Origin of the sequence: Acidobacterium capsulatum ATCC 51196, from assembly GCF_000022565.1 — a bacterium.
In the GTDB taxonomy this organism is placed as follows: domain Bacteria; phylum Acidobacteriota; class Terriglobia; order Terriglobales; family Acidobacteriaceae; genus Acidobacterium; species Acidobacterium capsulatum.
The window spans coordinates 3,653,850-3,679,509 of record NC_012483.1 but is presented as its reverse complement, the minus strand read 5'-3'; the positions used below and the strand labels follow the sequence as shown (position 1 = coordinate 3,679,509).

General features: G+C 58.5%; 25 protein-coding genes and 1 tRNA gene. 5 read left to right on the top strand and 21 right to left on the bottom strand.

All coding sequences use genetic code 11. The annotated features are described in order from the left end of the window. Window positions 1-113: 113 nt before the first annotated feature. The 7 genes from mobF to ACP_RS15090 all read right to left on the bottom strand — a co-directional run bounded on the left by mobF (window position 114) and on the right by ACP_RS15090 (window position 8,701). Complete coding sequence (mobF, locus tag ACP_RS15120) at window positions 114-2,894, bottom strand: MobF family relaxase (protein ID WP_015898225.1); 2,781 nt, start codon at window positions 2,892-2,894, stop codon at window positions 114-116. 11 nt (window positions 2,895-2,905) lie between these two features. Further along, window positions 2,906-4,906 carry a type IV secretion system DNA-binding domain-containing protein gene (locus ACP_RS15115; RefSeq protein ID WP_015898224.1) on the bottom strand — a complete coding sequence of 667 codons (2,001 nt, stop codon included), beginning with the start codon at window positions 4,904-4,906 and terminating at the stop codon, window positions 2,906-2,908. 4 nt (window positions 4,907-4,910) lie between these two features. Then, a complete protein-coding gene (locus ACP_RS18435; protein WP_015898223.1) occupies window positions 4,911-5,276 on the bottom strand; it encodes a hypothetical protein in 366 nt (121 codons plus the stop codon). Between the two features lie 167 nt (window positions 5,277-5,443). Next, complete coding sequence (locus ACP_RS15105; protein ID WP_015898222.1) at window positions 5,444-5,770, bottom strand: hypothetical protein; 327 nt, start codon at window positions 5,768-5,770, stop codon at window positions 5,444-5,446. 24 nt (window positions 5,771-5,794) lie between these two features. Then, on the bottom strand, window positions 5,795-6,742 hold the full coding sequence (locus tag ACP_RS15100; protein WP_015898221.1) for a RepB family DNA primase: 948 nt from the start codon (window positions 6,740-6,742) through the stop codon (window positions 5,795-5,797). 86 nt (window positions 6,743-6,828) lie between these two features. Then, window positions 6,829-7,200: a single-stranded DNA-binding protein gene (locus ACP_RS15095; protein ID WP_041839633.1), complete on the bottom strand. Its 372-nt coding sequence runs from the start codon at window positions 7,198-7,200 to the stop codon at window positions 6,829-6,831. 532 nt (window positions 7,201-7,732) lie between these two features. Beyond that, window positions 7,733-8,701, bottom strand: a complete 969-nt coding sequence (locus tag ACP_RS15090; RefSeq protein ID WP_015898220.1) for a TadA family conjugal transfer-associated ATPase — start codon at window positions 8,699-8,701, stop codon at window positions 7,733-7,735. A gap of 83 nt (window positions 8,702-8,784) precedes the next feature. Here ACP_RS15090 and ACP_RS15085 point away from each other — a divergent pair, with 83 nt between their 5' ends. Both ACP_RS15085 and ACP_RS15080 read left to right on the top strand, forming a co-directional pair. Then, a complete protein-coding gene (locus ACP_RS15085; RefSeq protein ID WP_015898219.1) occupies window positions 8,785-9,135 on the top strand; it encodes a type II toxin-antitoxin system RelE/ParE family toxin in 351 nt (116 codons plus the stop codon). A gap of 42 nt (window positions 9,136-9,177) precedes the next feature. After that, entirely contained in the window at window positions 9,178-9,492 is a 315-nt protein-coding gene (locus ACP_RS15080) for a helix-turn-helix domain-containing protein (protein WP_015898218.1), read from the top strand. A gap of 116 nt (window positions 9,493-9,608) precedes the next feature. Here ACP_RS15080 and ACP_RS15075 read toward each other — a convergent pair whose 3' ends face one another. The 10 genes from ACP_RS15075 to ACP_RS15030 form a co-directional block, all read right to left on the bottom strand. Next, the gene (locus ACP_RS15075; RefSeq protein WP_015898217.1) at window positions 9,609-10,394 is read right to left on the bottom strand and encodes a VirB8/TrbF family protein; all 786 of its coding nucleotides are present in this window, start codon (window positions 10,392-10,394) and stop codon (window positions 9,609-9,611) included. Window positions 10,395-10,568: 174 nt separating this feature from the next. After that, window positions 10,569-11,489 (bottom strand): hypothetical protein, encoded by a 921-nt coding sequence (locus ACP_RS15070; protein ID WP_015898216.1) that lies wholly within the window; start codon window positions 11,487-11,489, stop codon window positions 10,569-10,571. Window positions 11,490-11,503: 14 nt separating this feature from the next. Then, window positions 11,504-11,725 (bottom strand): hypothetical protein, encoded by a 222-nt coding sequence (locus ACP_RS15065; protein ID WP_015898215.1) that lies wholly within the window; start codon window positions 11,723-11,725, stop codon window positions 11,504-11,506. Between the two features lie 12 nt (window positions 11,726-11,737). Further along, window positions 11,738-12,511 (bottom strand): hypothetical protein, encoded by a 774-nt coding sequence (locus ACP_RS15060; protein WP_015898214.1) that lies wholly within the window; start codon window positions 12,509-12,511, stop codon window positions 11,738-11,740. Window positions 12,512-12,529: 18 nt separating this feature from the next. Continuing rightward, window positions 12,530-13,786, bottom strand: coding sequence for a TrbI/VirB10 family protein (locus ACP_RS15055; protein WP_015898213.1), 1,257 nt, complete (start codon window positions 13,784-13,786; stop codon window positions 12,530-12,532). A 2-nt stretch (window positions 13,787-13,788) separates the two neighbouring features. Continuing rightward, entirely contained in the window at window positions 13,789-14,625 is an 837-nt protein-coding gene (locus ACP_RS15050) for a TrbG/VirB9 family P-type conjugative transfer protein (RefSeq protein ID WP_041839632.1), read from the bottom strand. A 17-nt stretch (window positions 14,626-14,642) separates the two neighbouring features. Continuing rightward, window positions 14,643-17,012: a VirB4 family type IV secretion system protein gene (locus tag ACP_RS15045; RefSeq protein ID WP_015898211.1), complete on the bottom strand. Its 2,370-nt coding sequence runs from the start codon at window positions 17,010-17,012 to the stop codon at window positions 14,643-14,645. Continuing rightward, on the bottom strand, window positions 16,993-17,256 hold the full coding sequence (locus ACP_RS15040; protein ID WP_015898210.1) for a VirB3 family type IV secretion system protein: 264 nt from the start codon (window positions 17,254-17,256) through the stop codon (window positions 16,993-16,995). The genes ACP_RS15045 and ACP_RS15040 overlap by 20 nt, the downstream gene beginning before the upstream one ends. 12 nt (window positions 17,257-17,268) lie before the next feature. Then, window positions 17,269-17,622, bottom strand: a complete 354-nt coding sequence (locus ACP_RS15035) for a TrbC/VirB2 family protein (protein WP_015898209.1) — start codon at window positions 17,620-17,622, stop codon at window positions 17,269-17,271. A 116-nt stretch (window positions 17,623-17,738) separates the two neighbouring features. Next, entirely contained in the window at window positions 17,739-18,749 is a 1,011-nt protein-coding gene (locus tag ACP_RS15030; RefSeq protein WP_015898208.1) for a LysR family transcriptional regulator, read from the bottom strand. A 283-nt stretch (window positions 18,750-19,032) separates the two neighbouring features. Between ACP_RS15030 and ACP_RS18855 the strand changes: the two genes are divergently transcribed. Together ACP_RS18855 and ACP_RS15025 are read left to right on the top strand one after the other, a co-directional pair. Then, a complete protein-coding gene (locus tag ACP_RS18855; protein ID WP_083770633.1) occupies window positions 19,033-19,308 on the top strand; it encodes a helix-turn-helix domain-containing protein in 276 nt (91 codons plus the stop codon). Beyond that, window positions 19,305-20,486 (top strand): tyrosine-type recombinase/integrase, encoded by a 1,182-nt coding sequence (locus ACP_RS15025; protein WP_015898207.1) that lies wholly within the window; start codon window positions 19,305-19,307, stop codon window positions 20,484-20,486. The genes ACP_RS18855 and ACP_RS15025 overlap by 4 nt, the downstream gene beginning before the upstream one ends. A 1-nt stretch (window position 20,487) precedes the next feature. On the opposite strand, the gene ACP_RS15020 is transcribed toward ACP_RS15025, so the two are convergent. After that, a tRNA-Met gene (locus ACP_RS15020) sits at window positions 20,488-20,564 on the bottom strand. A 248-nt stretch (window positions 20,565-20,812) separates the two neighbouring features. On the opposite strand from ACP_RS15020, the gene ffh reads away from it, so the two are divergent. After that, window positions 20,813-22,192: a signal recognition particle protein gene (gene ffh / locus ACP_RS15015; RefSeq protein ID WP_015898206.1), complete on the top strand. Its 1,380-nt coding sequence runs from the start codon at window positions 20,813-20,815 to the stop codon at window positions 22,190-22,192. 185 nt (window positions 22,193-22,377) lie between these two features. Here ffh and tsaE read toward each other — a convergent pair whose 3' ends face one another. The 3 genes from tsaE to ACP_RS15000 all read right to left on the bottom strand — a co-directional run bounded on the left by tsaE (window position 22,378) and on the right by ACP_RS15000 (window position 25,496). Further along, complete coding sequence (gene tsaE / locus ACP_RS15010) at window positions 22,378-22,833, bottom strand: tRNA (adenosine(37)-N6)-threonylcarbamoyltransferase complex ATPase subunit type 1 TsaE (RefSeq protein ID WP_015898205.1); 456 nt, start codon at window positions 22,831-22,833, stop codon at window positions 22,378-22,380. Beyond that, window positions 22,830-24,440 carry an NAD(P)H-hydrate dehydratase gene (locus ACP_RS15005; RefSeq protein ID WP_015898204.1) on the bottom strand — a complete coding sequence of 537 codons (1,611 nt, stop codon included), beginning with the start codon at window positions 24,438-24,440 and terminating at the stop codon, window positions 22,830-22,832. The genes tsaE and ACP_RS15005 overlap by 4 nt, the downstream gene beginning before the upstream one ends. Before the next feature lie 66 nt (window positions 24,441-24,506). Then, entirely contained in the window at window positions 24,507-25,496 is a 990-nt protein-coding gene (locus ACP_RS15000; RefSeq protein WP_238525585.1) for a mechanosensitive ion channel family protein, read from the bottom strand. Between the last annotated feature and the right edge of the window lie 164 nt (window positions 25,497-25,660).

The window sequence follows — 25,660 nt, the reverse complement described above, 5'->3', positions numbered from 1 at the left end:
AACCTCTCTATCCTCAGTATTTGCTCAAGCGTCCCTTACCCAAGTCGCTCCGCGATAGCCGCGTCGGTGGGGTATTCACTAGATGGCGATCGGCTGTGCGCTGGTGCTTGTATTCAGAGTGCCAAGCTTAGTCCTGCCGAGGGGCCTGTCTTGGTCACGGGATTCTGTTCCCGCACTAAATCGGGGATGACCGTTGCTGTTTTCACAAGGGGCAGTGCCGAGGTCTTCGACGCATCGTGGCTGAGATTTTCCGCTAGGTTCGCGGCGTCGTTGGTAAAGATTTGAACATCCTGCGAAGCACGCGAGACGGATACATATGCGAACCGCCCATTGATTAATTCTGGGTGAACCTGGGTATCAATATTTACTAAGACTCGCGCTGACGTGAGTCCCTGTGAACTGTGCGATGTTACGGCGTAGCCGTGATCGAAATGACGCATTTCTCGCGGGTCGAACGACACGTTTTTCCCACTATCCATTAGCAGCGTGATGCGCCCCGCATCGTCAAAATTTTCCAGCGTACCGAGATCCCGGTTTGCCACTTGAAGATCGCGGTTTGGGGCCGTCAGTTGCACCCGGTCGCCAATCGCAAACTCGCGCTCGATCTCGCGGTAGGCAGCGACGCCCCGCAAGCGTGACGGGTCATAGGTGACTTGCTGACCGTCCACTTTTCGCACGGTTACGAGGTTTTCGGGCGCATTCGTCGTCACGACCTGGGCGTAGCTTCTGGCCTCGATGCCATGTTCTTTGCTGCCGCGCACGTAATGAAGAACATCTCCCGGCTGATAGCGAGCGGCCCATTCCCGGTCAGCCCCGGTCATATCGTTGCGCGGTGCAAGAACGCGCATGGAATGATCGGTTTTATCTACGACGCCAAGTGCCTGCAACTCCTGCCGAACAGCCTGATTGATGGCCCGGCGCGAAGCATTATCGGGCGAGACGATGAGCGTGCTTTCAGGATGGGCGGCATAGTCTTTAGCGATGGCCGTAATACGCTGTTGCGGGTCTTCAATCTGTGTAATCCGTCCCTGATGCTGAAGCATTTCGACGCCGAGAGCCGTTTCATTGTTGGACAAATGCTCGACGGCTTTCAGTAGGTCGGGATCTTTTTGGCGCATGATCTGGTCAAGCTGCGCCATCCTCATGCCTGCTTCCTGCATCTGCTCAAAGGGCTTTCCGGCGTCCACTCCCTGATGCTGGCGTGTGTCGCCAATCAACAGCACCTTGTCTTGTGGAGCAATCTTATTCAGGAAGTCCCGCATCTGTTGGGTCGATGCCAAAGACGATTCATCGACCATATAGAGATGCTTTCTCGCGGGACCGCCGGCGACCTGCAGGCCGCCGCCCGCGAGGAAGCGTTGCAACGTATCCGCCTGAATTCCGGCATCGCGCAATTGCTTCGCAGCACGCGATGTCGGTGCAAACCCTTCTACGGCGTAGCCGTTCCTCTCGGCACCTTCACGTATCGTTGCCAAGACTGAAGTTTTGCCACTGCCTGCCCGCCCCTGCAATCCCTGTACGCGGTCATAGGATGTAAGGACTTCTTCGACAACCCGTTTCTGTGCGGCGTTGAAATGAGGACGCGAGTCTACGAGCGGGACCGCGTTTTCAATCCCCATGATCTGCGGTGCGCGGCTCTGTCCGTCCCGTACCTTCTGCACGATTTCACTTTCAGCTTTGATAGTCGTCGCCGTGGTGAACCTGCGCCCGGCTTTCGAGCCGTCATCGGTAATTTGTTTGAACTCGCCGGAGGCGATGCGGGCCTCAAAGCTGGCGCGTACCTCCGGGTACGTCATCTCTCCCATACCCCGGCGCAACGCATCCACATAGAGGGCGCGTTCATCTACGACGGCCTCACGCTCGAAGCCTTTATCGCGGGCGAAGGTGACAGCCTCCCGTACCTGCTGTTGCCTTTCGTTTGGAAGGCGCTCTTGTGTTTGTTCCATCCGCCGCTGCCGCGCCGCGGCGACAACCCTTTCGGCCTGGTTGCCGAACTCATCGGCAATCTGTTTGTGTGCGGCCAGGATTTCAGCGGGAGACAGGATAACCTTCTTATCGCGGGTGTTGTGTGCCGCGATCTGCGCGGCCTCTGGCCCGGTGAAACCGCTGCGGCCTAGCGCCTCTTCGATCTGCTGGCGGCGTGGGCTGGATGCCTCAAGGTAGGCCGCTGTGAACCCCTTTACGTCAGGTGCTCCGCTCTTGCCCGCCTCGATTTCATAGCCAAGATCGCGCAACTTATAGGTCAGATGAGATTGATAGACGGCGGTAGCAAACTGCTGGCTTTCAAATAACGAGTGCGGCTGCAAGGCCCGCATCGCGCCGTTGTCGCGCTCGGTCATATTGAAGACGACAACGTGCGTATGGAGCTGCGGCGCGGCGTAGCCGTCTACGGGGCGGGCAGTGTCATGCTCGAACTTTGCCGCTGCAAACTTTCCGGTTGTTTCGGCGGGATTGTTGCCGCCGATGCGGGCCTGCGTGTACTTCTCCAATTCATTCAACGCAACGTTTACGGCCTCGCGGTGCGCCTCGCGTACCCGGTCATCACCGCCGACAAGGGCGGTCAGAGAGATGGACTTGGGCGCGGAAAAGGTAGCGTCCCAACCGGCGCGGTGTTCGACCGGGGAGACTGTCTTTCCCTCGGAATTCTTGTACTCGTGGACAACGCGATGCGAGACTAGCTGCTTGCCGGTTTCCGGGTGCTGGCCTTCGGAGAGACGGGCAAACTCCGCTGCGCCTACGGTTCCCGACAACCCAAACTCATCTGCCAGCTTGCCGTGCCATTCTCCTTGTATGGTGTCGCCCTGCTTCCAATAGTTCTGCTCAGCAGCGGTGAACTCCTTCGCATGGTAAGTCTGTGCCTGGCTTGCGGAGAGCGGTTTCGAGATATTGAGCATGGCGTTTTACCTCAACCGTGCGTAATCACGTTCTGTTCTTCTTGATCGGCAGGGGCGGCAGAAAGCTCCGGCTGGATCGCCTCCGAAGCAACAGGCTCATTCGGCTCAGGTGCAGGAACCGGGGCCTCCGGCTCCTGTTTCAATTCCGCCTGCGGTCGGCCTTCGCGCAAAGCTGTGGGGTCGTATGGCAGCTTGTCGTCGGTGCGCTCGCGCAGCTCGAAGGGCTTGGCAACTTCGGGCATATCGAAGTAAGGAAACGAGAAGTACGTTACATAGTTCTGGTACTTCATGAAGGCGTGCAGGTCGGGCAGGCCTGAGATTTCCGACTCCAATACCAGCGGCTCCACCTGCCTCTCAATGGTGAAGTTGTGGCCTGATCTAGTGCCGTCGAAGTGCGTCTCGCGCAGGCGTTCAATCTCTACCTTGCCGATGAACTTGCTCACCCACTCCCCGGCATTCGGCTCCTTTGTCGTGAGCCAAACACTCGTCGCTGGCTGCGATAGCATCACCTCGGCCAGATGGCCGTACAGGTATTCCAGTTGGGCCTTTCCCTGAAAGCCAAGCACCACCGGATTCCGGCTCTTACGGCTCTCGGTGATGGCCGTATGAAGCTGTGGCAACTTCTGCAAACTCGCCAGCTCGTCGATAACAAACCACACCCGCTTTTGCTCTTTGGTCGGCTCATTCAGGAGCCGCAAAACCAGCCAGTCAATCCAGAGACTTTGCAGCGGACGCAACGCCTCGCGTTCGGCGGGAAGAGAGGTAATGAAGATCCATCCCTGGCGTTTCTCGGCCCATTCGGTAGCCGTCCATCTGCCGTTGCCTTCACCCTTTTTCGGCAAGAGACGCAAGCTGTCCGCAACCAATGCGAGGGAGCCGAGAACACCGGCCCGCTGCTGGTGCGCTCGCGGATCAATCAGATGCGCGTGCTCCGTTCCTTTGAGTCTGCGGTCGATCTCATCGGGATTGGACATCCACTGCACCAGCTCGTCCGGCGTCGGCCCATAGGCCATCAGGAAAGCAAAGATCTTCTGCGGCGACTCGATGAAAAACTCACCCTTCCGGTCCTGCGGCGGCTGAAAGAGAGAGGCGGCCAGGGCCTTCGCTTCGGAGCGACTACGCAGCTCCTCGGCTAGTCCCCAATACGGGCAACGCTTATCGAAGGGATTCAGGATGACATCGCCACGCGACGGGTCATAGAACCGCTTAACGAATTCGCGGGCAGGGTCGTACACAATGGCCGAATCCTCCCGGCCCCGTACCTGCCGGAGCACCTGAAAAAGCATCGCGGACTTGCCTGCGCCTGTGTCACCGATGATCTGCATGTGCTGTGCTTCGGCCTTCGCGGGAATCCGAATCATCTCCTTCATGTCGTCGGTTTTGAATCCGATGCCATCCCCTTTGACTGCGCGATTGAACGCTTGCGGCGTGAGTCGTTCCGGGCCTTTCAGGCGGCGTCCGTACTTCAACGCTTTTTGCCGCTTCACGTCCAGCGTGACGGCGAACGGAAGCAATATGAGAAACAGTCCCGCACCGCAAAGCATGGGCGGTTTAAGGATGGCGGACACGTCGCGTCCCTCATAGACAGCCGCCTTCAGGTACTCATGAAGCCGGGCATCCACATAGCTCCGTACCGGGCCGCGAAAGAGGAGGTCGTTCCCGCGTTGAAGTGCCGTGACAGAGAGCGCGAGAGGGAGAACACGGCCACCGGGTTCCGGCGTCCGTCCATGCACAACATCCCCATTCATTACCGGCCCTGGCTTCGATCCGTGGCCGGTAAGAAACAGCATCCGGTACTCGCTTCTGTGTGTCCGACTGAAGGTGCCGAGGATAGACGTGCGGACATAAACGGGAGCGTAGAACCACTGCAACGGTCTGGTGAAAAAGCGAACCCATCCGAACACAAACACTGCCGTAAGAGTCAGCGCCAAGAAGATCGCTGCGTAGGTATAGATGGGCCGGTTCTGCGGCCAGATAATGGTCTCTTTACGCCCCCATGTCATCTTTGCCATTGCCTTATCTCCTTCCTTCGGCCAGGAGTTTTCCGGCCAACTCGTGTTTCAGGTTGCTGATCTGGTCAAGCAGCTTGTCGAAGGCTTCAATCGACATGCTCTGTCCTGCGGCCAGCGGTCGCAGGACGTTGACCAGGAGCAGACGCACACCAAGAATCTCCGCCAGAGAAGGATCGGAGGCAGGCTCCGAACGCAGCTCACGAAGAATCACATCGCGCATCCATTCACTACGCGCGAGGCCCTTTGCCGTGGCGACGTCATCAAGCAATCGCGCTTCCTCCTCTGTCAACTTGAGGCAGCGCGTCGTGTTGCGGAAGACGGTTTTGCTCGTCGTCTTCTTGGTGTCGTCTAGTGAAGTGAGGAGCGCCATTTTGTTAGCTCCGAGCCGGTATACCTGGGTATACCGGCTTTAGCGGATTTCCTGTAGTTTGTTGAGGTTTACGTTGGTATACCTACACGAACCTGTAAGGGGTGGAGTGTCAACGTACATCCGGTGCGAAGCACCGTTGTGGCACTGCCACCACTCTGGAGGGCGGATCATGCCCTTGATCCCGCCACGGAAGCTGCCGAAGTGCTGCCGTTGGCAGCACCGTTCGCCGGCTTCTTCCGAGGCCGCTCAACGGGGTCTGTTCCTTGTGCTCGACGGACGCGCAATGTCGGAGTGATTCGCTGTGCTTCATCAGACTTCAGGAACTCCTGAAAGTCCCTGTCTTTCGAGAAGACATAGGCGAGCGCTTGCTCGACCACATCGTCTGCCGATGCCTTGATGAAGGCGGCATACTGATCGACCTGTGTAGCAGTCGTGTCGAGCAGTCGAATATAGGCATTGATGTGACGGGTTTGGACAACTTCAAGTAGAGGCATTGGAGACTCTTTTCAGGGTGGAAATCAGGCGATCTTTCTGCGGGCAATCATGCGTTCTGCTGTGGCAGCAATTTCGCGCGCACGAGCGGAGCAAAGTGCGATGGGAAGATCGAAGCGGCGCCGGCATTCGAGCATGGTGATTACGTCGTCGATGCGGATGCCTTCAAGCAGCCAAAGATGAGCGGAAGCGACATCGACGGTGCGCTGGGCGTAATAAAGCGGGTTGGGCTTGTCTGAACGCCGGGAAGCCAATTCTCGTGTCAGCTTCGCGGCGTCCTTGCCCTGGCGAAGCTGGCTCGAAACCCATGCCCAGTCGCTTTCCGAATTGCTGTGTTTGCGCGGCGGCTTTCGTCCATGGTTCATGAGGGCATAAGCCGTGGTATCTGTGGCCGCAATCTCCAGCCGGAAGTCACCGGGAGTCCAGACAGAATCGTCGGGATATTCGACGGTGACGCGATGGGCGGGATTGTACTTCTGGTTGAGGAAGCCAGGGATGCGGAGCACCCGGTTGCAGTCTGTGCAGGCAGGGTCGCCGCCGAAGGCGATGGCGAGTAGCTTGAGCATCTGTTCCTGCCGCTCGAAGTCGAAACCTTCGACGCGCCAGAGAACCTGGTACTTGCCCGGCGACGTGGACAGAATCGAGGTCGGCGGCGGTACTAAGTCCGATGCCCGGAGCGCAGCGAGTCGGGCATCGCCATCGGTATCGATGTCTAAATAGAGATGGCGGACGGAAGCGATGTTCTCTTTCGTGCGCTTTCTGCTGCCAGAGCGGAGCGGATTGGCAGCAACGTAGACGTTGGCTCCGGTGCTGTTCTCATAGGCGAGCCATGCCCGGTAACGAGGTTCCAGAGCCGTCTCCAGGCGCACGACGCGCTGTGCTACGGAGCGGGGATTTTCCCGGCGAAGGAGGAGCGCGATGGTCTCTTCTGGTTGAAAGCAACGGGCGAGGAATCTTTGGGCGATGCGGTTCATGGTTTAGCTCCCAGCGGTCATGCGGTCCATAGCAGCAGGAGAGCCGGGCTTTTCACCCGGCTTCCGCTGTGGTGAAGGGAAGGGGCCTATGCGGCCTCTTCCTCGGTCGAGTCTTCGTCTTCCGCAGCCGCTTTGGCGGCACGGTCGAGCTTCAGAATCGAGTTCACCCGGATCTCCCAGATGGTCTGCTCCGAGTTGGTCTTCTTGCTGTCATACTTGCGGCTGCGCAACTCGCCCTCGACCTGGATATGCGCGCCCTTCTTGAGCGTGGCGGCGAACTCTCCGAGCTTGCCGAAGACAACGCAGCGGTGCCATTCGGTGTGCTCGATGTACTTGCCGTTTTTCTTGTAGGAGGACTTGGTTGCCACTGAGAGAGTGGTGAGGCTGCGGTCGTTGTTGGTGCGAACTTCGGCATCGCTGCCAAGGAATCCGATGAGGGTGACTTTGTTCTGGTACATGGTGTGATCTCCGTTTCGTTGAAGTTCCCGTATCCTGCTCGGGTCACCCTTCGCGCAAGCGAGCGAGTGGCCCCTGCTCCCAAGGCCGAAGCTCTGCATTTACGGAGGGTCCGTCGAAGACGGAAACCGTAACCCGGAGGGCCGCGCAGCGGAAGCAGAAGAGCGAGCCTGCCGCAGAATCGGGGTCCCCGTTCGCGCGGTCTTGGCGCGATGGGGTGATGGGGCGCAGGAAAGGCCCGAAGCGTGATCCCGAGCAGAGGACGGGATACGAGGCGGAAGGCACGCACATGCGCCAAAGTCACTGCCAAGATTCCGGCGATGTCCATTCGCCCTGACCGCCGCCTTCGATGGTGCGGCAACGGCCTCTGGAAGCGGCTTTGTCGAGCACCCACACCGCTGTCTGCCGCGAGCGGGGATTGCCACGCCGGGCGCATTCAGAGACGAGTTGGGTTGTGCAGCCGTGAAGGCAGCAAGATCGGACATCGAAGTGACCTCGGGTTCGGGTTAGAAGATGAAGCTCAGGGTGTGCTCGTCAGGTACAGGAAGCACGATAGACCTCCTCCGTCTGGAAGCAGCCGTCCTGATGGCTGTAGCCGGAAACGGTAATCAGCTCTCGTACCCGGCGGCGGCCCCCGGCATCGCGTTCGCAATGCAGCACGAAATCGACAGCCTTGCCGGTCTGCGAACGCACAAACGCCTGATTGAGATTGATGCGGGCACTCAGCGCCATGTCGGCCAGCCGGTCCAGAGCGTCGAGCGCGGAGTCGGCATGCAGGGTCGAGAGCGTCCCCCCGTGGCCTGTGTTCATGGCCTGCAACAGGTCGTAGCCGCACTCGTCGCGTATCTCGCCCATGATGATGCGGTCAGGTCGGTGGCGCAGAGCAGCAGCTACGAGCTGGCTGGTCGTGACGGCCACCTGGCCAGGGATGGCATCGACGGCCTCCCAGCGCACGGCATTCGGGTGAGCAATCTTCAACTCTGCAGGCTGCTCGATGACGATCAGCCGTTCCTCGACTGGAACATGATCGAGCAGGGCCTTCATCAGGGTCGTCTTGCCCGAACCTGTACCACCACTGATAATGCCGTTCTTGCGCTCGTGGATGAGCCCGACGACCGCATCTCGAACCTCCTGCGTCATCGTTTCCGATGCCACTAGTTCGTCGGAGGAATACCAGCGGTTGAATTTGCGGATGGTCAGCGTCGTCCCATGAATGGACGACGGTGGCCCAACGACCGCCACGCGGGAGCCGTCCGGCAGGCGGGTATTGAGGATGGGATTCTGGCTGGTGAGGTCCTGCCCGAGAACCCTGGCGACCCGCTCAATGGCAGCTTGCAGGCGGTCGTTTGTGTAGGGCGCCGTCAGAGCAATCTCCTCGATTCTGCCGCCACGGTCGGCATAGACGCCGCTGGTGCCGTTGATCATGAGATCCGAGATCGAAGGATCAAGCAGCAGCGCGCGCAATTCCTCGGGAAAGAACGGGAGAATCAGCTCGTAACTCATTGAACCATCCCCCCATTGTTTCGCCCTATCGCAACACAGATTATGAGCTTGATGTAATATGATGTACAGCGCATACTGCTTGTATGGCTTACGAGATTCGCGCCACGCCTGAGTTTCGGGAATGGATGCAGACCCTCTCTCGGGAAGAACGGGAATCGTTCGATACAGCCGTAAACCTTCTCAAGGAAAGAGGTCCGATGCTCGGCCGGCCTTATGTCGATACCGTCAAGAGATCGGCCTTTCCGAATATGAAGGAACTGCGCACCGCGCACGACAAACATCTTGCGCTTCGCGCATTCTTTGCCTTTGATCCCAAACGTGCCGCCATCCTGCTGATCGGTGGCGACAAACATGGGCGGCGCGGGTTTTACGAGAAGCTCATCCGCCAGGCCGATGAACTTTACCGCGAACATTTGCGGCAACTGAAGAAGTAAACGCAGACCTGCCTCTGTATCCGGCAGGTGAGAAAGGACATTATGGCGAACAAAACCCTCTCCTATGACAGCATCGCGGACGAGCTGATGACCAAAGCCAGCCGTGCCCGCGCCAGAAAGCGTGCCAACGCCATTCTCAAACGCATGACGCTCGATGAACTGCGTAAGGACCGAAAGATGACTCAGGGAAGACTTGCGCTCGCCATGAAGATCGAGCAGAGCGAAGTTTCCCGGCTCGAAAAACGCTCCGAAGTCAAACTTGGCACACTGCGCAACTACGTCAGCGCCCTTGGCGGGCACATCGAAATTCGCGCTGTCTTCCCGGATAAAGATGTGGAACTCGTGCTCTCCGAATAGTGCCGCCTTGAACGGCGCGCACAAGACACATCCTGTCGCGTAAGAGCGGGCCTTCAACCGCGACCGGCAGGTCCGTGTCGGGGACGCCATACGCGCCTGGATTAGGATCCGAAATCTCATCGCGTGGTCCCTCCTGCCGGCGCGGCGTTTGCGCCCGGCACCAATGGATCAACGGATACTTCGTTCTGGTGGAACTGCGTGATCGTAAGGCCCAGCGGATTGATGGTCTCGAACTGCGGGAATACCTGAGCCTGCCGGCTGACCTGGGCCGGGTTCAGATAGTAGGTCACGCTGACCATCCAGTGCTCGGTGCGAGGATGTTGGGAGTGGGCTGGAGAATAGATTCGGTCGAGGGCCACCAGCGCAGTCCCACGCGCCATCTTCTCGCCCTGCACCTTCTCGACGGACATGGACGTAATAGTCACATCCCGAACCACGACATCGCTCTGCTCAATCTGCCCGGACATGACCTTCGAGACAAGGTGGTTCCGGTTGTCTTCGGACATGAGCCGCGAGGCCAACGATTGCGACAGAAAGTAATAGTTCAGGGGATACTTCGTCGCGATGGTGTCAGGGTGGATCGTATAGCGGTAGTTGGCCCAGTCGGTGAGATACGTCCGCACCTCCCCATCGCGCGGCGTGAAGTCGAGGTCACTATACTGGATGGCCTGGGCACGTCCCATCGCATTGATGCGGATGTAGCGATCGACGACCGGGCGGGTGGCAAGCGAGAAGTTGAGCCACATGGAACTGCACAGCAGCACTGTTCCGCAGCCGAGGATGAGGCGATAGGCTTTCCGTTCCGCGTAATGCGAGGCGTAGACCTCGTTGCCGACCTGGTCGGTCAGAAGCGCTTGCGCTGGAGTCAGGGATTGTTCAACGAGTGCTGTGTGCGTGGACATGGAGAGTCTGACTCCTTTCGGTGACGGCCCTATACACCACGTAGGTGTAGACCAAACCTGCGGCTATGACGCCAAGCCCTAAGAGAATCAGAAATGGCCTCAGAAGGCGGCGACCTGTGCGGCTACTAGAAACCGCACTGCCAAAGAAGAACGCAAGTAAGATGTTCCACATGGTTACGCTCCCGACTTCATTAAGAACAATCCGGCTGCGCTGCCCGCTGCTCCTGCTGCAGCAGATGTCAACCCAGCAGCCCCGCCGAAAATCGCCTGCGTCATGCTGGGAATGAACAGCATGTTCACGATGAAGGCGATGAACACCATGATGCAGGGAATGAGGTTCGCAAGCCACATCGCAATGGAATAATTTCCGCTGAAGGTCTGCTGAAGAAATGTGTTCATGAATCCGGCCCACACGAAGATGAAAGCGGCGGCCACGGCGCGAATCATCGCGAAGCTGACCAGCACGTCCAGGAAGTGAAAGAACTTGGCGCGGAAGGTTCGAGTCATGAGCAGTGGAATGAATACCGGCCCGAAGAGCGCCGTCACGCCGTAGAGGATAAAGGCGCTGCAATTGATGACGAACAGAATGGCAGAAGCTATGCCAAGCAATCCCTGCACCACGAAATAGCAGAGGATCTCAACAGGCGCCATAATCGAGGGCATGGGGGTGTTGTCGCCTGCCGTTTTCAGCAACACGAGCAGATGATTGAGCGAATTCTGATCGAAGACGGCCACCATCGCCTGCGCGATGTAGCTGAAGAAGTGATTGATGCCAAAGCTTGCGCCCGGAAGCGGGTTGACCCAGTAATTCAGCAGAAGAGAGCAAAGTATCAGCCGGAGCATAAAGTTCGTCAGATCGCCGGCCCGGACTGGATGCGTATGAAAACGCAGGGTCATGCCCGAAGTGTTCCAGTTGATGACCATGCTGATGAGCGTGAAAAGGGCGATGGCGCTCAACTCGGTCAAACCGAACTGTGTGAGCGCACCGCCATTCTGCGTGGTGAGGTTGGTCAGATTGTTAGTGAACTGGTACAGCCAGTCCACGCCGGAACTCGTGGTCGGTAGCGCCTGTGCCAGCAGTGTCGTCGGAACCATCTCGCAACCTCACCTCAAGGCAGATACTTCTGCCAGGTTTTGCCCTCGTTAGCCGCACTGGAGTTGTGCTTCTTCTTGTCCCTCTCCACCTGCTGCCGCAATTGCTGATATTGCTGCTGCTCGCGTAGCTGTGCCGCCTTCGCGGCCTCATGGCGGTGGTATGCTACCGCACCGGCGATTGCCAGGAGCACTTCGAGAATGGTGAGCAGTATCTTCGTATTGAGCGCTTTGAGCATCACGACTCCTGTCTAGGGAAGGTAGCTGTCCCAGGTGTTGCTTTCATTTGCGGCGCTGGTATCGTCCGCCGCGCGCTGCTGGGCGACGTAGGCGGCGGTGTTGAGGTCAAGCGCCGCGGCGTTGCGCTGCTGCATGTTGCCAACGGCCATCTCCGATGCGAGGCAGGCTTGCAGGACCCCCTGGGACTGCATCTCGGACATCTTCTGGGCCTGAGCGGCGTTCAGCAGATTGAGCTGTTCCACTTCGCTGTTGGTCGCTGTGCTGCCGTCAAGCTGCTCTGAGGCAAGACTGTTGTTGGCCGCCGTGTTCTGGGCTCGCGCGGCCCGGTACTGGCCGATGGCGGTCAGGCAGTCGGGCGAGACGGAATCGGATGCTTCGATCATGGCAAGTTCGGAGAGCTGCGCACTCCCCGGTGTCTCGCCAGCAAGATAGGTGGTCGTCGTGCCGTTGACGGGAACGGTGGCCGCCGTCCACGCCGTGGACGAGGCTGCCGGCGAGTTTGTGTTCAAGGCAGTCGTCATACCGTTCGTCTCGCCGAACAGGTCGCGGACATTGGCCTGCTTCATGGCGCTGAAGGCGGTCTCCCACTGCTGCTTAAAGGAGAAGTGCTCGATGTTGTTCTTGAGCATCCTGTACTGCGTTTCCATCGTGGTGAGCTGCGAGACAAGGTTCCCGTAGCTCGTCGGGTCAAAGACGATGTCGCCGAGACCGAAGAGTGCAAAGCTCGGGGTGGCTGTGAGCAGCAGTGCCGCCGCGCCAATGATCCATTTCTTTCGGTTTTTCATAGCAAAGGTCCTTCCGTGTTAAAGGTTGGGGTCCATTCGGTGTTCTGAGTAGGACGGTACGAGGATGTCGCGGCCCACGTAGACGCGGGCGCGCGAGCCTTCCTTGAGGGTGATGACTGGCAGGCGGTCAAGAAAGTGGTTCAGCACCTGTTCGCCTTCAGCGGCTGACTGCTGGGAGATGCCGTTGCGGATCTCGGTCGAGGGATCAAGGATGCTGCCGTTGTTGCCAATTTGGGCCAGCCCTCCAAGGCCGCCGATCATGGCTGCGGCGGCAAACGCCTGAAAGTATCCGTGGTGGATCTTTGTAGCGAGCCCGGTGGTGCCGATCTGGTCTAGACCGATGTATTTATCGAAGTCGATGGAAAAGCCGTCTGGGCAAATAGCACGGTGGAACGTAACAAACATCTTGCGCTGCTGAGCATTGCCGATGCTCTGTACTGTTCCAATCAGTCGCGTCCCTTGTGGCATCAGAAGATGCTGATGGTCGTGCGAATAGTAGTCCGTGGTGAGCATGACCAGGACGGGTCCACTGAAACCGCCGTCGATATGGTTGGTCACGACGCCCTCAAGGATCGTGCCCTCAAAGATTCGATAAAGCTTGCCTTGGTAGTGGTCGAAAGGATATGGAGTCATCGCATTGGAGGCATTTGGAGACTTTGCTCTCGGAGCGACGGTTGGCGTTGTCGCGGGCATGTCCGGTTGCGCCTCCGGTGACCGAGTCGCGTGCGAACTGGCTGGGGTGGAACCAGAAGACTCAAAGTCGATGGCGACCGTGTCACTGGCCAGAGCATCCCTGTGTTGCTTTTCTTTGGCCAGTTCGCGCTGCTTCGCCTCCGCACGCTCTTCGGAAACACTCGACGTGATGACCGGAGCATTGGGACTTTGGCCATAGATCGCGGCCCGTTGCGCGGCGGTCATGGGGGGAGTGGTCGTTCCTTCGGGGCCGGGAATACCTTCCGCAGCTTCAAGTTGCTGCATGGCTGCCGTGATCTCCTGCTGGTGCTGTCGCTCCTGGGCGTCGCGTTCGGCCTGCAAATGCTGTTGCGTCTCGAAGCTGTTTACTTCTTGCGCATTCGGAGCTGCCGGTCGTATCGGCATGGCGGTTGCAGATGTTGACCGTTTGCTTCCCCTGAGCAGGCTGGAGAGATTGGCAATCCCGATGAGCGCCATAATGACAACCAGCGCGATAACCACGGGCATGGTCTTCCGGACAGGCGGTTTGGCTTCGGGCTGTTCGGGAACCGTCGCGGGCGTGTTCTGATTGAGTTCCGGCATGGCTAGTTGCCTCCGTCCGTGCGATGGAACTCCACCTTCCGCTTGCCGATGGTGAGGTAGCCGCGGTCGAGTTCCTTGGGCACGATGTACAGGCCATTCGAGAAGTCGAAGTTGATCAGAGACGGCTTGCCATCTTTCACTTCGTAGAGGGCAGGCGTCTCCTGAAACTGGCCGCGTAAGTAGGTGAATTTGTGGTCGTGCCAGATCTCGTGAAGCCCAAGCGCGTCGCCTTTCGACTTGTTCCAGGTGTAGTCAAAGCGGAGCGTGCCGGGATAGCGGCTCCGGTACTCTTCCTCTTTCGTTTGTTCTGCCTTGAGCGTTCTCGCCTCCGCTGCTTTTGCCGCTGCAACCTCCTGCTTGGCCTGGTTCAGCTCCGACGCAGGCACAAAGACCGGCAGCTCGGTCAACTTCTCTTTTGCTGATTTGTCACCGGGTACGAGGAACACTTTGGAATCGAAGTGCGGATCAGCTTGGCCTGAAACCTCCTGAAGTTCCAGCGTGTACTCATTGCCGTGGTCGGAGATGATGTGGACATCCGTGGTGCTGCCGGCGGCCTTCGGCTTAATGCTGATAAATCGGCTCGCAACATGGCCTCCGTCAAACACCCAATCCACTGTGTCTCCCGCAAAGACGTTCGCTACCTTCTCCTCGGAGGGAAGCACGATCAGCGTCGCTTGCAGCAATGCGGTGCGGACCACAGGAGGTGAGAGAGTTGCGGATACCACAACCGTGCGTGGCGCGTTGGGAACGGGTTGCTTGGTAGCGGGCTGTGCGTGCAGTGCTGCAAATGCTGGATGCAAAAGGCCAAGAGCTACGGCAATTGGGATGAGCGGTTTCACGAGCGGTCCTTTCTTTGTTAGGCGATTTCACCTTGGGCAAAGCGGTCGATACCCTCGGCGAGTCCGTATTTGGCGATCAACTTCGACCGGCGTACCCGGTCCTTGGGCTTGGTGGAGAAGGTGGCATAGCTGCGGCTGTCGAGATTCAAGATGACAACCTTTGTGAGCCCGTCGCGGCGGATGTACAGAGCTTCGCGGTCCTGCAGGCTCTCGAAGAGCGCCAGTTGTTGCTCATTCATCCGGAAGAGTTCGGCGTAACGCTTGCGATTGAAGGTTGGGTCTTTCAATAACAGAAAAGACGAGCAGGAATTCACGATGCTGTCCGCGTTCTCGCCGAGGTCTTCTGCGGACTGGCCGATCAGTGTCACACCGCCGAGATTCTTGCGCACCGTCTTGATGGAGGAGAGCGCGCCTTCGAGCAACTGGCGATTCTTCATCGAAGGGAAGAGTTCCTCGATGAGAATGTGCTTGGGGACTCCGAGATTCGCCGGATCGTGGAGCACATCGTTGATGCGACGCAGAAGCCAGACCATTAGCGGTTCGATCAAGTCGGCATACTGCTCGTTGTTGACACCCGCGAAGTCGAAGCACTGCACGCGCGAGAGAGACAACCCGTCCTCCACGTTGTCGAAGATCGCGTGGTAGACGCCATCCCGGACCCATTTCGAGAGGTAACGATCGAGCTTCTTCGGCAGGTAGAGGTTCGAGAGGCGGCGGTTCTCCCGGTCGAGCAGGTACATATCCTGCACCGCCTTGTGAATCACGTCGTCGTCTTCGGGTTCCAGTTCGGCTCCGCCGTTGGCCAGCAGCAGGCGAATGAAGGTGTACAGGAACTTGAGGTTGCTCTCGGTCGGCTCCAGCGCGAAGGGATTGACACGGGGGCCATCCTTGCCAATGCGGTCAACCCGTCCGCCGTACAATTCGACGACACTCTCATAGCTGCCACCGATGTCGAAGATGTAGCTGAAGCCACCGTATTTCTGTTCCAAGGCAATGAGCTGATTCCCATGGACGGATTTGCCCGTGCCGGTCGGCCCAAGGATGAGCATCACCCGCACGCCATCGACGTACACGTCCTGAAAGAACGGCGTTCGCGTGCGTGTCTCGAAGACATTCAGATACTCGGCATCGAGATCCTCGGAGTGCGGATGGCCGAGATGCGGAGCAAATATCGAGGAAAGCCGGGCATGATGATCTTCCGACAGCCACAGTGGGAAGACGTTGAACTTTCCATTGCCGGGGAACATGGCATAGAACGCGGAGAGATTGCCGAGCGATTCCTCGATCATCTGTGTCCGTGCATCGACGAATGCTCGATGTACGGCGGGGATGGTATCGCGCAAGTGCTCCGGGCTGTTTGCAGCCAGCAAGAGGCGGAGCGAGTATTCGCCCTGGGACTTTTTATCGAGCGAGCGGATGACTTCGCTCAGATCATCGACACTGCTATTGGCGGCCTTTGCCCCGGCTCCGGTTTCGAGCGATGCCGTATCACGCCCGCTCATGACGCGCGTCAGCACGCCAACCTTGAAGAAGGAAATGAACTTCTCCTGGGCGTCGATCTCGCTTCGAGCCGCTGCGGTGGACTTTGGCCGCCATGTTGAGCAGACGATGCTGTCGCAGTCGAGCGTCAGTAGGCTGGAAAAGAGGCATGGCCTGGATGCCTCCGGCGTCGCCTTCAGGGAAAACATCTGAACGTAGCGCTTGCCCACCCGCAGATGGTCGCTATGCCAGGTAATCGGGTTTTTCACAATCTGGCGGTCTACACCGGTATTGGCCCGGAGTTGGTCATCCTCCGCCCATTCCTCCAGGTTGAAAACGTAACTGAAGAATTGGAATGCGGCATCCTTGCCGAGCAGCCGCAGTCCCAACGAACTGCCAAGATGACCTTCCAGAATCGTGGCCGTCTTCTCAAGTTCGGCGAGCATCCGCGAAGTGTCGGCGGCGAGCTCTTTCGGCTTCTGCTGGAATGCCTTGATCCTTGGCGGCTCGATGGTCAGGCACCAGTGCAGGTCGATGCGTCGGAATCCCGCGGTTCTCTCAAGAAACGTCAGTCGGTCATCCGCGAATACTTGCGTCACAGGATTTTGGTAATGCGGTCGGCGCGGCAGCTCGAAGCCGGACATCAAGCGGGTGTACTGATAGAGGCATGAACCCTCTGGCAGGCCATGGAGCGCTCCCTCCAGCGAACGCATCCGCGCTTCGAGTTCCGGGTCAGTCAGCCCCTCTTCATCGATACCGGCTAAAGAGAACAGGCATCCGTACCCGCCGCCTTTGAGCGCAAAGATGTGCTCATTGACGAAGCGTGCAATCGGAACGATGCTGCACGCGGCTCCGGCCTTCGCGAACCATGGCACGAATTTTGCTTGTTCAGTCTTTGCGCGGGTCATAGTAGGACTTCTGGCTGAGGCTCAGACCCCAGAGTTCGAACATCTTCGGGTGTTTGCGAACGATGAGCCAGGCCCCCGCTGCAAGCGTGGGGAAGGCGATCATCGCCACCAGACGAAATCCAACGAGGAAAACCGTTACGCAGACGAATACGATCGCCATCCATGCGCTGAGGTCCAATCCGAGCTTGGCCCGTGGCCTATTAAGCGCCTGATTGATCGGTAACTGTTCTCCTCGTCGGGTCATGGCTGCTCACCGTCACATCTGTTGCCCAGTGAGCGAGCCAATCCAGCCAGCTCCCCAGCCGAGAACCCCAGCGCCGAACAGCGCACCGAACAGACCGGGAATGGCATCCTGAAAGCGTCCGGTCATCATGCGAATTCCGGCGAAGATCAGGCCGCCAAAGCAGATGATCGCGCCAGCGTAGACAGCAAACGTTTTGAATGTCTGCATCAGCGTGTCTGCACCAGAGAAGTCCATCGTTCCCTGGGCGTGGGCAGCACTGGAAAGAGAGATTGCAACGAGGGTTGGAACCGACGCACGCAGATAGCGGAGTACCTGCCGGCGCGCCTCAGTTTTGCGGGCTTTGTGGGATTGAAGCTTGCGAATCATCAGCACCTCCGTCGACCGAAATCAGTCGCGATATGCCGTGATCATGGTTCCTCTTTGTCCTCTCGTCCAATACCTTGTATCTATCACCCGATAACTCCGAGCGATCAGCCTCAGACCTAGCCAATAAGCCTGAGTTGGACCGGGAGACCCTCCGCCTCATCACTGGACGGGGGCAGTCCTTCGTGCGCGGAATGGGCCGGAAACCGGGCAACGACCGGCAGGATTTCCTCTACTCCTTTGCTGAACTTCTGCTTGAATTTCCCGACGATGAGCGAAACGGTGGGGACACGCTTCGCCTTGCGGTAGACAAGAGCCGTGTCCACCGTCCAGTTCACGCCCGCAAGCGGCCGCGTGATGAGTTGTTCATCGAGTCTCACTCCTTCCCGCACAAGCGCGATTCCAGCGCCTTCCTTGACCAGTGTCTGCACCTCAGAGGGATGTGACGCGCGCGAATAACGATCCACTTGCACGCCGGCTTCGTGCAGCAGCTCAAGCAGCCGAACATGGGCGGCGGGATGGCGCTGGGGATCATAGAGAATGCCTAGATTGTCGCGAAGATCCTCGGGCAGTAATGCCCTCTTGGCTGCCAACGGACTATCTCTGCGGAGACATGCCACCAACCGGTCCCGGCGAATCAATTCCACGTGAAGTTCACTATGTTTCACCGGCAGGGTGACCAGAGCAAGATCGATGGCACCATTCAGAACCTCATCCATCACCTGCGTCACATCGCCGTGCGTCGGGCGGACGGTTGCGGACGGCAACAGCGATCTGTGCATCAGACACAAGGCTCTAAAGAGATCGGGATCGACCAAAGGCGTAGATCCGAAGCAGACCGAGACAATCTCCCCACGCTCGATCGAACTCAGCACTTCCATCACTTCGTCCCGAAGCTCCAACAGCAACCGTGCGAGCCTGATGAAAGCGAGACCAGTTTCTGTGGGGTGAATACGCCCCGCGCGTGAACGCCGGAAGAGCCGGATCTGTGCGTTCTCCTGAAACTGTCTGGCCTGCACGGTGAGGTTGGGCTGAGAGGTATGAAGCTCTTCTGCGGCCGCGCGGAAACCCTGCTTTTCCAGAATGGCAAGCAGGTAGCGGAAGTGCCGGAATTCAGCCCAATCGTTCATACCCTTCAATCCAGCAAGAGAACTCAAGGTCGTTGCGACAGGTACTTTTTCGACACTCTTTTCCTGCCCAGATGGTGACAAGCTTCTCGCTGGCGTGCAAGTGGAATCGCGACGTTTGGCCAAATTTACTTCGAGCGGGAAACTATGCGAATGACGAGTCGCCCGCAACGCACCCGATAACTTTGATCTATCACCCGATAAATAAGAAGTATTGGACTCGCCGTTCCGCCGCAGGCCAACCTGACAGTACAGTCGTAAGGCGAACTGCAGGAGGTGTAATCCCGTGAGTCTCCTTCTTCCCGTCCAATCTTCCCGACCACACGTTGCTGCTCCGCCAGAGCATTTTGTTACTCCGACTGAGGCTGCCGCATTTTTGCGGTGCTCCCCAATCACAGTGAAACGACTCGCGCGCGAAGGCAAGATTCCGGCTCACTCCATCACAAACGGGACGCGCAAACGCTGGAGATTCCTGCTTTCGGAACTGGCGAACAGGATGCAATGCGAGGTATCTTTAATTCCATCATCCGCGCCGCTTGCAAAAGGAGAAAGCGGCAAATGAGCACCAAACAGCGGCAGACTTTCCAGCGCGGCTGGATTGTACGGAAGGCCCGCAGCAAAGGATCTGATGTATGGGTTCTTCGATGGCGGGATGGAGATACTAACCGGTCAACAACTCTGGGCACGACCCAACAGCTTCGTTCCAGAGCAGAGGCGCAGCGAGCGGCTTCAAAGCTCACCGCCGAGATCAATAACTCGATCGAAGTGGCCACATTCGGTCAACTGGTAGCGCGTTACTTGCAGGAAGCAATTCCAGAACGGGAGTCCACGGCTGCGCCATTGCGCGCCATGCTGAATGCACGCCTTCTTCCTCGATGGGAGAATGTTCGCATTTCAGACATGGCAAAAGATCCAATGATGGTGGAGCAGTGGATCAAAGGGCTGCAGTCGAAGCCGCGGCGAAAGGGCGAAAAGCCTCGTGATCTTTCTCCAAAGAGCAAACTGCATACTCGTTCCGTTCTTCATCGGCTCTTTGAATATGCCATGCGTTGGCGTTATCTCGACTGCCAGCGTAATCCAATGAGCTTGATTGAATTGCGGGGAACAACCCGGAGGGTGCGCCCCATTTATCTGCTGACACCCCAGCAGTACTACCAGATCCTTGCGAACCTCGCTCCTCATGTCCGGCTCATGGCTGTACTGGCCATGAATACTGGCCTGCGAATCAGCGAAATACTCGGAATGCGGTGGACGGACGCAAATTTCGAAGAGCGGACCCTGACGATTTCAAGGTCAATCGTCGGCCGTCACGAAGGGGAAACCAAAACAATGGCTTCCGCCGACGTCCTGCCTTTGCACGAGATGCTGGTGCAGGAGTTGAGAGCATGGCAAGCACGGGAGGACGGCGTAAACGGCTGGCTTTTCGGAAACCTCGATACGGGCAGGCCATACCACGCCAGTTCCCTGCGAAACGATCATCTGGCTCCGGCTGGGCGGAAAGCAGGCATCCCCAACCTGGGATGGCACAACTTCCGGCATACCTACCGGGCGCGACTGGGAGACTCCGGTGCAGAACCCGAGGTTCAGCAACGGCTGATGCGGCACAGTTCGATTGATATGACCATGAAGTACGGGCAGAATGCCATGCTCAAATTAACTCGTCCAGCTAATGCGAAGCTGGTGGAGGAACTATTGGCTTTCGGAGCAGATGCGCCCCAATTGCGCCCTCAAAATTCCTAAATGGTTGCGGGGGCAGGATTTGAACCTGCGACCTTTGGGTTATGAGCCCAACGAGCTACCGGACTGCTCCACCCCGCAACTTGATAGTAACAATCCATACGGATCGGGTCAAACCCGCTTCTGGTGCGGCTCAGAACAGCATTTGCACATTTAAGAGTTACTTTTCAACAGGCGCCTCCGCATTTTGAACCCTGCGTCTGCCCCTTTAGCTCCATGCGAACCAGGGCTGCCATCTGCTTAAAAGTCCTCACGGCAAAACTCACCAGCCCCCGAAAAGCCTCTAGCGATTCACCGTACCCAGCGCTGTTAAACTGATAATGCCACCTATGTTTGACAATCTTTCAGAAAAGCTGCAGCGCGCCTTCAAAAATCTTCGCGGTCAAGGCACCGTCACCGAAGAAAACATTCAGGAAGCCTTGCGCGAAATTCGCGTGGCGCTGCTCGAAGCCGACGTAAACCTCAACGTCGCCAAAGAACTCATCGAGCACATACGCGAGAGAGCCGTCGGCCAGCAGGTCATGACCGCACTCTCACCGACCGAGCAGGTCATCAAGATTGTTCGCGACGAGCTCGTCGACTTGCTCGGCAAAGACACGGCTCGCTTCCAGTTCGCTTCGCGTCCTCCTACCGTGATACTGATGGCAGGCTTACAGGGCTCGGGCAAAACGACCACCTCGGGCAAGCTGGCGGCATGGCTCAAGAAGGGCGGCCATCGCCCCATGCTGGTTTCCGTGGACGTTTACCGTCCTGCCGCGCGCGAGCAGCTCAAAGTCGTTGCCAACTCCATCAACGCGAAAATCTACGAGGGGGACACCAAAGGCGAGGCTGCCGGCACAGCATTGGTTGAGCGTCTTGCCAAAGAAGCGCGCCGTGAAGCGGTCATCACCGGTTGCGACACGCTCATTGTGGACACGGCGGGCCGCCTGCACATTGACGACAACCTGATGGACGAGATGACGCGCCTCAAAGCGCTGCTGGCGCCGCAGGAGATTCTCTTTGTCGCAGACGCGATGACCGGCCAGGATGCCGTGCGCTCCGCCCAGGAGTTTCACCGCAAGCTCGCGCTCACCGGCGTGGTGCTCACCAAAATGGATGGCGATGCCCGCGGCGGCGCTGCGCTCTCCATTCGCCACGTCACCGGCCAGCCGGTCAAGTTCATCGGCACCGGCGAAAAGCCCGATGCCTTCGAACCTTTTCATCCTGATCGCATCGTCAGCCGCATTCTCGGCATGGGTGACATCATGTCGCTCATCGAGAAAGCCGAAGAAACACTCGACAAGAAAAAGTCAGAGGAGTTCGCGCGCAAAGCACTCTCCGGCGACGGCTTCTCTCTCGAAGACTTCCGCGATCAGCTCCGGCAGATTCGCAAGATGGGCTCTCTGCAAAACATCATGAAGATGCTGCCCTCCGTCGGCCCATTTGCCGGCATGCAGCAAATGGCTGGGCAGGTAGATGAAAAGCAATTCGTCCGCGTTGAGGCCATCATCAACTCCATGACGCCCTACGAGCGTAACCATCACGAGGTCATCTCAGGCGCGCGCCGCAAGCGCATCGCCAATGGCTCTGGCACCAGCGTGCAAGAGGTCAATCAGTTGCTGCGGCAATATGCCCAGATGCGCAAGATGTTCAAGGGGCTTGGCAAAGGAAATGTACTGCAGCGCCGCGCCATGGGCATGATGAGCGGCATGAAAGGCCTGGGGCGCTAACGGGGTGGCACTGCTGGCCGGCTCGATCGTCTATCACCGGCCTCATCATTCATCATCAGCAAGCCCGCGTTTAACGCAAAAAGGGTTCCCTCTTCACCGGGGGAATCCTTTTTGCGCATTCAAAGCAGTTCCATACGCGCCACATCTCTTCGCTCAACAAATGCGTCTTACTCAAGAATCCACAACTATCGCAGCCTTAGACGAATCTCGCGAGCCTCTCCGCTGGGCGAGGTAATTGCAATCTCTCCGTCGCTGCGTGCCGCCAGCGCGGGAAATTTCTCTCCCCACTCCACCAACACCACGGCATCCTGAGTCGGCAGGTCGTCGAGGCCAATCGCCGCAAGCTGGCGCTCATCCTCCACGCGATAGAGATCCAGATGGCACAGCAGCACAGGCTGTCCATCACGCGATCCCATGTACTCATGCAGCAGCGTAAAGGTTGGGCTCGTCACTTCATCAGCATCCGCCGCACCCCAGGCCTCGGCAATCCCCTTCACCAGCGTGGTCTTGCCCGCTCCCAGATCGCCGCGTAGCAGCAGCAGCATCGGCGGCCGCAGCAATTGCGCAATCTTGCGTCCGGCCGCAATCGTCTCCTCCGTGCTGTGAGTTGTCAGGTGAAGCGTCTGAGTGCTCTCGTTCATTGCGATGCCCGCGGCAGTCCCTCCAGCCAGGTATAGCCTGCAGCGTCTTCGGCAGAAAATCCAAACGCTCGATGCAGATGCGCAATCGTGTCGGTCGCCAGCAGCGTGTGCTCATTCTGCTCTCGCACAGCAAAATCCGCAGCCAGTCCATGCAGATACACGGCAGCTTCCACCGCTTCTCTCACCTGAGTTGGAAACTGCGCCACGCAGCCCGCCACAATCCCTGTCAGAATATCTCCACTGCCGCCCTTTGCCATGCCCGGGTTCCCCGTCGTATTGATCGCCAATGATCCATCCGGATGCGCAATCAGCGTGCGCCAGCCCTTCAGCACCAGCGTCACCTGATGCTCCTCAGCAAAGCGCCGCGCCAGGCCTTCGCGATCCGCCTGTACCTCGCGCGTGCTCATCCCCGCCAGCCGGCCCATCTCGCCCGGATGCGGCGTCAGCACCAGCGTGCGCCCCGCGCCCCGCAGCTTGTCTTTGTGTCTGGCCACAATGTTAAGCGCATCGGCATCGAGCACCAGCGCCAGATCCTTGTTCTCGGCGGTCTTTTCGAGCAGCCCCAGCACAAACGCTTCTGTCTCTTCTGACTGCCCCATGCCTGGCCCCAACGCCAGCACCGTCTTGCGTGTCAGCAGCGCTTCCAGCCGCTTTGGTTCCAGATTCGCAGCGGCAATCTCGCCCTCCGGCCCTTCGGCAAGCGGAACCGTCATCAACTCCGGCGCAATGCTCGCCACCTGCGGCAAAATTCGCTCCGGCACGGCCGCCGTCATCAGCCCGGCTCCGGCCCTCAGCGCCGCCAGCGAGGACATCGAGGGCGCACCCGGCTTGCCCCACGCACCGCCTATTACGAGCACATGCCCGTACAGGCCCTTGTTCGCATCCGCCGTGCGTGGCACGTCAAACAAACGCTTCGATGTCCCCGCCCAACTCATTCGCAAATCAGAACGAATCGCTGCATCCGGCGAACCAATCTCAGCCACCACCATCGGCCCATACGCACTGCCCGTCAAATTGCCGCACACATGCGCCAGCTTGGGCGCGGTAAAGGTCACCACCGCGTTCGCGCGATACGCTCCATCCGTCGAGAACTCGCGCGAGTCCGCATCCCAGCCCGAGGGAAGATCCACCGCTACCACCGGCGTCTTCAGTCCGCTCAAGTGCTGCCCCAGCGCCGCCGCAACACCGCGCAGCGGCGGCTGAAATCCCGTTCCCACCACGGCATCTACCAGCACATCGGCTTGCTGCAGCGCCTTGCGAAATACGCTCGTCTCGAGCGCCGTCTCTTCGGCCAGCAGATGCGGACGCCCGCCCCATGCCTCAAACGCCGCGCGAGCATCGCCCTTCAAATCCTCCGGCTTGCCCAGCAGAAATACCTGCACCAGACGGCCCATCAGCTCCAGCGAGCGCGCGGCAACAAAGCCGTCGCCGCCATTGTTGCCCTTGCCGCAGAAAATCACCACGCGCCGCGCACTGGCATACTCACGCTCTACAAAGCGTGCCACCGCGCCGCCTGCCGCCTGCATCAGCGCAAACGATGCCACGCCATGCTCCGCGACCGTAACGCGGTCGGTCTCCTTCATCTCCGTTGCCGTCAAAATTTTCATAGCTATCCATTCTGATGGTCTGGAAGCACCTGATGACTCCCGCGGACGGAAGAAAGCAGCAAATCTCTAGCTCTTGCCCGGCTTGATGGCTGTCGGTGCTGCCCCCGTCTGAGGCCCGCTGCTGGTCTTCACCTCGGCCGGCGACGAGGGCCCATCAATCGCGTACACACGATAGGCGTCACCCGGCAGAATATTGTGCTCTTCCAGAGCCAGGCGAATGCGCTTCTGCAGCTCACGCATCGGGGCCCACTGCTTGTTTGCCTTCGTGCGCAACTGCACCGGATAGATCACCTGCGAGCCCTGGATCGAGTCCACACCCAGCAGCGTGGGGTCGGCCAGAAACAGATCGCTGAACTCCGGATCATTGCGCACACCCAACGCCGTGTCGCGCAAAATCTTCATTACCTCTTCGGGATTCGCAGAGAAGTCCACTGAAACATTGATCGTCGCCAGCGAGAAGTCGCGCGTCTTGTTGGCCACCGTCGTGACCTGCGAATTCGGAATCGTATAGAGCGTGCCGTCACCGTCCCGCAAAATCGTCTTGCGCAGCGACATCTCTTCCACCGTGCCCGTCAGCCCGGCCACCTTGATCACATCGCCCACGTTGTACTGGTCTTCCACCAGAATCAGAAATCCGTTCAGGCAATCCTTCACAATGGTCTGCGCCGCAAGGCCAATCGCCACGCCCGCCACGCCCGCGCTGGTCAGCAGCGGGCCAAGATTGAAACCCAGCAGCGGAAGCACTTCCAGCGTCGCCAGCACGCCCACAATCGCAATGCCGGTGGCGCGCACTACTCCGGTCAGCGTCTTCACCTGGCCCAGGTGCGCGGGCCGCGTGGAGTGCCGCTCCGCCGAGCGCACCACCCTGTGCGCAATCACGCCCATCGCGCGAATCAAAATCCACGCGCCAATCAGAATCACCAGCAGGCGCGGCAGCTTGTTCCGTAAAAATTCCAGCAGGTCGCTGAGATAGTTCTGCCCCAAATCACTAAAGAACTGGTCCGGGCGAATGATCACGAAATGTTGCAGCAAAGGCGCTTGCATAGCCAGCATCATGGGCTCTTTCAAAATCCTGTTCTATCATCGCCTATCCATCCACGAAACACCCAATTGCCACCTCCAGCTCCCCGTCATTGCAGACCTTCCCCCTCATCGTCAAAAAACAAATGGCGTCTGCTCTTTCATAAGCAGACGCCATTCCGCAGCTTATGCCACGCGCT

What these genes read in the sequence shown, in the direction of transcription:
- mobF (WP_015898225.1), bottom strand. Translation starts at nt 2,894, where the DNA reads ATGCTCAATATCTCGAAACCGCTCTCCGCAAGCCAGGCACAGACTTAC.
- ACP_RS15115 (WP_015898224.1), bottom strand. Translation starts at nt 4,906, where the DNA reads ATGGCAAAGATGACATGGGGGCGTAAAGAGACCATTATCTGGCCGCAG.
- ACP_RS18435 (WP_015898223.1), bottom strand. Translation starts at nt 5,276, where the DNA reads ATGGCGCTCCTCACTTCACTAGACGACACCAAGAAGACGACGAGCAAA.
- ACP_RS15105 (WP_015898222.1), bottom strand. Translation starts at nt 5,770, where the DNA reads ATGCCTCTACTTGAAGTTGTCCAAACCCGTCACATCAATGCCTATATT.
- ACP_RS15100 (WP_015898221.1), bottom strand. Translation starts at nt 6,742, where the DNA reads ATGAACCGCATCGCCCAAAGATTCCTCGCCCGTTGCTTTCAACCAGAA.
- ACP_RS15095 (WP_041839633.1), bottom strand. Translation starts at nt 7,200, where the DNA reads ATGTACCAGAACAAAGTCACCCTCATCGGATTCCTTGGCAGCGATGCC.
- ACP_RS15090 (WP_015898220.1), bottom strand. Translation starts at nt 8,701, where the DNA reads ATGAGTTACGAGCTGATTCTCCCGTTCTTTCCCGAGGAATTGCGCGCG.
- ACP_RS15085 (WP_015898219.1), top strand. Translation starts at nt 8,785, where the DNA reads ATGGCTTACGAGATTCGCGCCACGCCTGAGTTTCGGGAATGGATGCAG.
- ACP_RS15080 (WP_015898218.1), top strand. Translation starts at nt 9,178, where the DNA reads ATGGCGAACAAAACCCTCTCCTATGACAGCATCGCGGACGAGCTGATG.
- ACP_RS15075 (WP_015898217.1), bottom strand. Translation starts at nt 10,394, where the DNA reads ATGTCCACGCACACAGCACTCGTTGAACAATCCCTGACTCCAGCGCAA.
- ACP_RS15070 (WP_015898216.1), bottom strand. Translation starts at nt 11,489, where the DNA reads ATGGTTCCGACGACACTGCTGGCACAGGCGCTACCGACCACGAGTTCC.
- ACP_RS15065 (WP_015898215.1), bottom strand. Translation starts at nt 11,725, where the DNA reads ATGCTCAAAGCGCTCAATACGAAGATACTGCTCACCATTCTCGAAGTG.
- ACP_RS15060 (WP_015898214.1), bottom strand. Translation starts at nt 12,511, where the DNA reads ATGAAAAACCGAAAGAAATGGATCATTGGCGCGGCGGCACTGCTGCTC.
- ACP_RS15055 (WP_015898213.1), bottom strand. Translation starts at nt 13,786, where the DNA reads ATGCCGGAACTCAATCAGAACACGCCCGCGACGGTTCCCGAACAGCCC.
- ACP_RS15045 (WP_015898211.1), bottom strand. Translation starts at nt 17,012, where the DNA reads ATGACCCGCGCAAAGACTGAACAAGCAAAATTCGTGCCATGGTTCGCG.
- ACP_RS15040 (WP_015898210.1), bottom strand. Translation starts at nt 17,256, where the DNA reads ATGACCCGACGAGGAGAACAGTTACCGATCAATCAGGCGCTTAATAGG.
- ACP_RS15035 (WP_015898209.1), bottom strand. Translation starts at nt 17,622, where the DNA reads ATGATTCGCAAGCTTCAATCCCACAAAGCCCGCAAAACTGAGGCGCGC.
- ACP_RS15030 (WP_015898208.1), bottom strand. Translation starts at nt 18,749, where the DNA reads ATGAACGATTGGGCTGAATTCCGGCACTTCCGCTACCTGCTTGCCATT.
- ACP_RS15025 (WP_015898207.1), top strand. Translation starts at nt 19,305, where the DNA reads ATGAGCACCAAACAGCGGCAGACTTTCCAGCGCGGCTGGATTGTACGG.
- ffh (WP_015898206.1), top strand. Translation starts at nt 20,813, where the DNA reads ATGTTTGACAATCTTTCAGAAAAGCTGCAGCGCGCCTTCAAAAATCTT.
- tsaE (WP_015898205.1), bottom strand. Translation starts at nt 22,833, where the DNA reads ATGAACGAGAGCACTCAGACGCTTCACCTGACAACTCACAGCACGGAG.
- ACP_RS15005 (WP_015898204.1), bottom strand. Translation starts at nt 24,440, where the DNA reads ATGAAAATTTTGACGGCAACGGAGATGAAGGAGACCGACCGCGTTACG.
- ACP_RS15000 (WP_238525585.1), bottom strand. Translation starts at nt 25,496, where the DNA reads ATGATGCTGGCTATGCAAGCGCCTTTGCTGCAACATTTCGTGATCATT.